This is a genomic window from Actibacterium sp. (assembly GCF_041584535.1).
Taxonomy (GTDB): domain Bacteria; phylum Pseudomonadota; class Alphaproteobacteria; order Rhodobacterales; family Rhodobacteraceae; genus Actibacterium_D.
Map to the genome: position 1 here is coordinate 1 of NZ_JBFHDW010000173.1, position 5,655 is coordinate 5,655.

Consider the following 5,655-nt stretch of genomic DNA (forward strand, 5'->3'; position numbering starts at 1 on the left):
CAGGTTGGAATAATTCGACCGGCCCGATTGCCGCTCGCGGTGACTGACATCGACCAATGCGATCTGCCAGCCGTCGCGCTTGAACAGCGCGGGCAGATAGCGGTGCATATGATCGAAATAGGGCAGGGTCAGAAAGGCGTCACGGCGAAACCCCTTTAGCCCGCATCCGGTGTCGCGGGTGCCGTCGCGCAACACGCGCGACCGCAACCCGTTAGCAAAGCGCGAGGCCAGCTTTTTCGACAGCGTATCCTGACGCCCGACCCGCTGCCCGGCGACAAGGCCCAGCTTGCCGGTCTGATCCGCCAGCAGCGGCTGGAACAGCTTGGGCAATTCCGAGGGCGGGTTCTGGCCATCGCCATCCAGGGTGCAGACCACCGCGCCGCGCGCTGCCAGAACGCCGCTGTGCACTCCGGCGCTTTGACCGCCGGAATTGCCATGCTGCACGATCCGCAGGGTGGGGTGGGTTGCAATCAGCGATTTCGCGATCTTGGCGGTGTCGTCGGTCGAGCCGTCGTCGACCACGATGATCTCATACTCGGCCTGACCGTCGCAGGCGGCTTTGATCTCGGCCAGCAGGGCCTCGATATTGCCAGCCTCGTTCTTCATCGGGATCACGATCGAGACGGAAATCATTGCGGCCTCATGCGCCATCAACTGGCCTGCTGAAATTCACCGGCGTTAAACACCAAGGGCGTGGCCTTGTCCAGCCAACCGCCTAGCCGCGCCGCAGGGTTGCGCCGACCTCAAGACGCGGAGACAGCTCGACCCGCTCGCCGGCATGGGTGATGCCCTCGTCGACACAGCGGGCGATGATCTCGGCGGCCTTGACGCCGATCTCGCGGCGGCAGGCATCCATTGTTGCGATCCGGGGGTTCAGACCTTCCAGCAATTCGATGCCGTTAAAGCCCGCCAGCCCCACCTGTCCCGGCACGTCGATGCCATTATCCAGACAATAGAGCAGACCACCGGCGGCGATCATGTCGTTTGAATAATAGATAAAGTCGATGTCCGGGGTGCGTTTCAGCACCGCCTCGGTCATCTCGCGGCCTTTGACCAAGGCCGAGCCGCCGGAATAGAATTCGTGATCGGCGATCTCGATCCCTTCCTTGCCCAAGGCCGAAGTCAGGCCCTCGAACCGTTTGCGGGCCCGGTGGTCCAGCGGCATCTTGGTGCCCAGAAAAGCAATGCGGCGATAACCGGCGCGGGCGATCTCGCGCCCCATCTCGATACCGGCACGGCGATGGGAAATGCCGACCACGCTGTCGACGGGTTCGCCATCGGTATCCATGATCTCGACAATCGGAATGCCGGCGTTCATCAGCATCGCGCGCGAGGCCGGGGAATGCTCAAGCCCGGCGATGATCACCCCCGAAGGGCGCCACGACAGCATTTCATACAACACCCGCTCTTCATCCTCGGGGTCGTAATGGGTGACGCCGATCACCGGCTGAAGCGGGCCGTTTTCAAAGGTCTTGGTGATGCCGGTCATCACCTCGGGGAACACCATGTTCGACATTGACGGGATGATCACCGCCACAAGGTTGACCCGCTGCGAGGCCAGCGCCCCGGCAATCTTGTTAGGGACATAGCCCAGCCGTTTCGCCGCCGCCTGAACCCGTTCGCGCGTGGCCTGACTGACATCGCCGCGATTGCGCAGCACCCGGCTGACGGTCATTTCGCTGACGCCCGAGGCCTCGGAAACGTCTCGAAGAGTCAGAGGACGCTGCGGACGATCGACTGGCGGGTTAGACATGAGGCCCCCTGTTTTCAGTTTTTCTTTTCCCAATAGTTAGCGTTAAAGGCGCACACTTTCCAACCCTGTTCTTGCGCAAAACCGCGCGGGGTTGAATCTGTCGTTTATTCCGGCAAGAAAGACCGGGCTGGCCCCGTGGCTCAACTGGATAGAGCAGCCCCCTCCTAAGGGGCAGGTTACAGGTTCAAGTCCTGTCGGGGTCACCATTCACCGCACTGCGGCTCAGATCATCCGGATCACATCCTTGTCGATCGACAGCATGTAACCCTTGCGGGCGATGTTCTTGATCAGCAATTCGCTGACCATCTGGTTACCCAGCGCATCGCGCAGACGTTTGATGCGGGTGGCGCCGGCGGCTTCGTCGCAATCGGCGGCGGTGCGGCCGGAAATCACCGCTTCGATCTCGGCGCCGGACAGCACGTCGTCATCCATCCGTGCCTCGGCCAGAACCGACAGGGTTTCGATTGCCGCCTTGGTCAGCTTGAACGCCATGTTGTTCAGGACCACGGTGTTTTCGCCGCGACTGATCAACAGCGACGACACCTGAATGCCGGTGCGCTCGATCTCGCCCATGCGGCGGTTCAGGCTGATGATCGTGACAAGGAACACCAGCGACGCGATCAGCAGCGCGGTCGAGAACACCAGCAGCACAAAGATCACCATGCGATACGAGGTCAGAACCTCGGAGAACGAGGTGCCGGATTCGGCAAGGATTTCCAGCAGCTTGATCTCGGCACCCGAGGTCAGATCGTTGTTTTCAACAAAGATCCGCTCGACCCGGGCGTTAAAGGCGTTGGCATCGGGCAGGTTCAGAAACAGGAACACCGCCGCCGTCAGCAGGATCACCACGATGGCGATGATCCCGATTTGAACAACATGTGCGCCTGATCGCCGCGTTTCAGTAGCGGAGGAAGAACTTTCCTGCACTGACTTTCCTTTCCGCCAGACCGTCTCTGTCGAAAAGTGACATGACATTCAGCAACTGCCAACCGTTTCGTTCCAGATGCGATTCAATAAACTCGGCAGCGGCGCGCCGGTCATCGCAGATATCGTCCGGAAGTTTGATGACCCCGTAATGCAGACGCAACGGGCGCGCCTGTTTTGCCTTGTAATCGGCATAGCACTCGGCCGACGCCGGCAAGGCGGCGCCAAGCGTCAGGGCCAGAACGGCAGTTATGAGAATGCGATGTTTCATAGGGGGCACGATGGGTGAGGCGATCCTGATATTCAATAACAACCGACATCACGAGGGGTGTTATTGCCTTACAAGCCTTCTGTTGGCCATAGTTGGGGTGTGACACAGGTAGTTTTACCTGCCCAGATATTAGAAGTCTTGAAAGGATAGGACCATGAGCAGATCGCTGATCAGCACGGTTGCTGCCGCCGCAATCGCCGTTGCGGGCTTTGGCGCGACCCCGGCGAAAGCCGATATGAGCACCGAGGACATGCTGCTTCTGCTGCTGGGGGCCGCCACCCTTTATGCGGTGATTACCACCAGCAACGACAACAACAACTCGCAGTCCTCGTCGGATGACGATGACTACTGGTATGACAAGAACGGCCACCGCCATTCCTATGATGAAGATAACGACTCGAAGTATCCGCGCTATAGCTCGCAGAAGGTTCTGCCGGTGCAATGTGCGCGTCGTGTGCGGTCGGGCAAGCATTCGGGCAAGGACGAACAGACGATCTTTGTGTCGAAATGCCTGCGTGAATCCAATTTCAACGGCCGCCTGCCGCGTCAATGCGAGCTGACCTATCGCACCGACCGTGGCCCGCTGCGCGATGGCTATTCGGCGAAATGCCTGCTGGATCGTGGCTTTACGATTGCCAACAATAACCCCAACTCTGGCGGTCGCTGATCCGACCGGTGGTCCTGTTTTCCGCGGCTTTGCCCTTGCACAGGGTCGGGCTGCGGGCGATGACTGGGGCATGACCCGTCCCATTCCCGATTTCAGCTTTGAACATTTGGCCCTGTCGAACGGCGCCCGCTTTGTGGTGGGCGTCGATGAGGTGGGGCGCGGTCCGTTGGCCGGTCCGGTCACCGCCGCCGCTGTGCGGTTGATCCCCGGCCAGATCCCCGATGGTCTGAACGATTCAAAGGCGCTGACCGCCAAGCGGCGCGAGGTGCTGTATGCGCAGATCGTCGAGATGGCCGAGGTCAGCGTCGCCCATGCCAGTGTCGACGAGATCGACGAGATCAATATCCTGCAAGCCTCGCATCTGGCGATGTGCCGGGCGATTGCCGGCCTGCCGACCGCGCCAGATCATGTGCTGATCGACGGCAACATCCTGCCCCGCGATCTGCCTTGTGGGGGCGAAACCATCATCAAGGGCGACGCGCGGTCGCTGTCGATCGCGGCGGCGTCAATCGTCGCCAAGGTGGTTCGTGACCGGCTGATGGTGGATTTGGCGCAACAGCACCCCGGTTATGGCTGGGAGAGAAACGCTGGATATGGCTCAAAAGCCCATTTAGAGGCGCTGCGAAATCTTGGTGTCACCCCACACCATAGGCGTTCGTTCAAACCTGTCCACAATATGTTGTATCAAGAACATTCTGTAAGTGGCTGATTCAAAAAAGAAATTGACGTCGAATCACCTTTGACTCATCTTTGTCCCTAACAACACGACGCCAAAATGGCGCGGAGCAGAGGCAGAGATGACAACGATGACCAAGAAAAAAGGGGCAGTTGAGCTGCCTCTGAACCAGATATTGGCGGGCGATTGTGTCGAGGTGATGAACAGTCTCCCCGAGAATTCGGTTGACCTGATTTTCGCCGATCCGCCGTATAACCTTCAGCTGAAGGGCGACCTGCACCGGCCGGATAACTCGCTGGTGGATGCGGTCGATGACGCATGGGATCAATTCGATACCTTTGCCGCCTATGACAAATTCACCAAGGCGTGGCTGAAAGCCGCGCGGCGCATTCTGAAACCGAATGGCGCGATCTGGGTGATTGGCAGCTATCACAACATTTTCCGCGTTGGTGCCGCGCTTCAGAACGAAGGCTACTGGATTCTGAACGACGTCGTCTGGCGCAAGTCGAACCCGATGCCGAATTTCCGCGGCAAGCGGCTGACCAATGCGCATGAGACGATGATCTGGGCCAGCAAGGAAGAGGCCAGCAAATACACCTTCAACTATGAGGCGCTGAAATCGCTGAACGAAGGCGTGCAGATGCGCAGCGACTGGGTGCTGCCGATCTGCACCGGGCATGAGCGTCTGAAGGATGACAACGGCGACAAGGCCCATCCGACGCAGAAACCCGAAAGCCTGCTGCACCGGGTTCTGGTCGGCTCGACCAATCCGGGCGACGTGGTGCTGGACCCGTTCTTTGGCACCGGCACCACCGGCGCCGTGGCCAAGATGCTGGGCCGCGAATTCATCGGGATCGAGCGCGAAGAGGCCTATCGCAAGGTGGCCGAGAAACGCATCGCCAATGTGCGCAAGTTCGACAAAGAGGCGCTGTCGGTCAGCATCTCGAAACGCGCCGAGCCGCGCGTGCCTTTCGGCCAGCTGGTTGAACGCGGCATGCTGCGTCCGGGCGAAGTTCTGACCTCGCCGCGCGGCAAGACCGCCAAGGTGCGCGCCGATGGCACGCTGGTGGCGCAGGACGTGAAGGGCTCGATCCATCAGGTTGGCGCGGCGCTGGAAGGCGCGCCCAGCTGCAATGGCTGGACCTATTGGATGTACAAGCGCGATGGCAAGGCCGTTCCGATCGACATCCTGCGGCAACAGATCCGCGCCGAAATGGCCGATCGCCTGAACTGATATCCCTGAATATTTGGCTTACCGCCGGTGCCTGTGGCCTGACACCACGGCATCTACTGCCCCGCCTTATCGGCGGGGCTTTTTTATTGCGGCCCTGCGGGCCAGGTCTTTTTGCGCGCCTGCGGCGCGG

The 5,655-nt window shown here is 60.1% G+C and carries 7 protein-coding genes and 1 tRNA gene; 4 read left to right on the plus strand and 4 right to left on the minus strand.

Annotated elements, in window-relative coordinates:
• Both ABYW26_RS09520 and ABYW26_RS09525 read right to left on the minus strand, forming a co-directional pair.
• Positions 1-651 (minus strand): glycosyltransferase family 2 protein (locus ABYW26_RS09520; protein WP_372604579.1); only part of this gene is annotated, 651 nt, incomplete at its 3' end.
• Between the two features lie 64 nt (positions 652-715).
• Positions 716-1,753 carry a LacI family DNA-binding transcriptional regulator gene (locus ABYW26_RS09525; RefSeq protein ID WP_372604581.1) on the minus strand — a complete coding sequence of 346 codons (1,038 nt, stop codon included), beginning with the start codon at positions 1,751-1,753 and terminating at the stop codon, positions 716-718.
• 129 nt (positions 1,754-1,882) lie between these two features.
• Here ABYW26_RS09525 and ABYW26_RS09530 point away from each other — a divergent pair.
• Positions 1,883-1,959: transfer RNA gene (locus tag ABYW26_RS09530), tRNA-Arg, on the plus strand.
• Between the two features lie 16 nt (positions 1,960-1,975).
• On the opposite strand, the gene ABYW26_RS09535 is transcribed toward ABYW26_RS09530, so the two are convergent.
• Together ABYW26_RS09535 and ABYW26_RS09540 are read right to left on the minus strand one after the other, a co-directional pair.
• On the minus strand, positions 1,976-2,680 hold the full coding sequence (locus ABYW26_RS09535) for a transcriptional regulator (RefSeq protein WP_372604583.1): 705 nt from the start codon (positions 2,678-2,680) through the stop codon (positions 1,976-1,978).
• On the minus strand, positions 2,652-2,948 hold the full coding sequence (locus ABYW26_RS09540; protein WP_372604584.1) for a hypothetical protein: 297 nt from the start codon (positions 2,946-2,948) through the stop codon (positions 2,652-2,654). The genes ABYW26_RS09535 and ABYW26_RS09540 overlap by 29 nt, the downstream gene beginning before the upstream one ends.
• A 154-nt stretch (positions 2,949-3,102) precedes the next feature.
• Between ABYW26_RS09540 and ABYW26_RS09545 the strand changes: the two genes are divergently transcribed.
• The 3 genes from ABYW26_RS09545 (at position 3,103) to ABYW26_RS09555 (ending at position 5,525) form a co-directional block, all read left to right on the plus strand.
• The gene (locus ABYW26_RS09545) at positions 3,103-3,615 is read left to right on the plus strand and encodes a hypothetical protein (RefSeq protein ID WP_372604585.1); all 513 of its coding nucleotides are present in this window, start codon (positions 3,103-3,105) and stop codon (positions 3,613-3,615) included.
• Between the two features lie 70 nt (positions 3,616-3,685).
• Positions 3,686-4,324, plus strand: coding sequence for a ribonuclease HII (locus ABYW26_RS09550; RefSeq protein WP_372604586.1), 639 nt, complete (start codon positions 3,686-3,688; stop codon positions 4,322-4,324).
• An 88-nt stretch (positions 4,325-4,412) separates the two neighbouring features.
• Positions 4,413-5,525 (plus strand): site-specific DNA-methyltransferase, encoded by a 1,113-nt coding sequence (locus ABYW26_RS09555; RefSeq protein ID WP_372604587.1) that lies wholly within the window; start codon positions 4,413-4,415, stop codon positions 5,523-5,525.
• The last annotated feature ends 130 nt before the right edge of the window (positions 5,526-5,655 follow it).

What these genes read in the sequence shown, in the direction of transcription:
- ABYW26_RS09525 (WP_372604581.1), bottom strand. Translation starts at nt 1,753, where the DNA reads ATGTCTAACCCGCCAGTCGATCGTCCGCAGCGTCCTCTGACTCTTCGA.
- ABYW26_RS09540 (WP_372604584.1), bottom strand. Translation starts at nt 2,948, where the DNA reads ATGAAACATCGCATTCTCATAACTGCCGTTCTGGCCCTGACGCTTGGC.
- ABYW26_RS09545 (WP_372604585.1), top strand. Translation starts at nt 3,103, where the DNA reads ATGAGCAGATCGCTGATCAGCACGGTTGCTGCCGCCGCAATCGCCGTT.
- ABYW26_RS09550 (WP_372604586.1), top strand. Translation starts at nt 3,686, where the DNA reads ATGACCCGTCCCATTCCCGATTTCAGCTTTGAACATTTGGCCCTGTCG.
- ABYW26_RS09555 (WP_372604587.1), top strand. Translation starts at nt 4,413, where the DNA reads ATGACAACGATGACCAAGAAAAAAGGGGCAGTTGAGCTGCCTCTGAAC.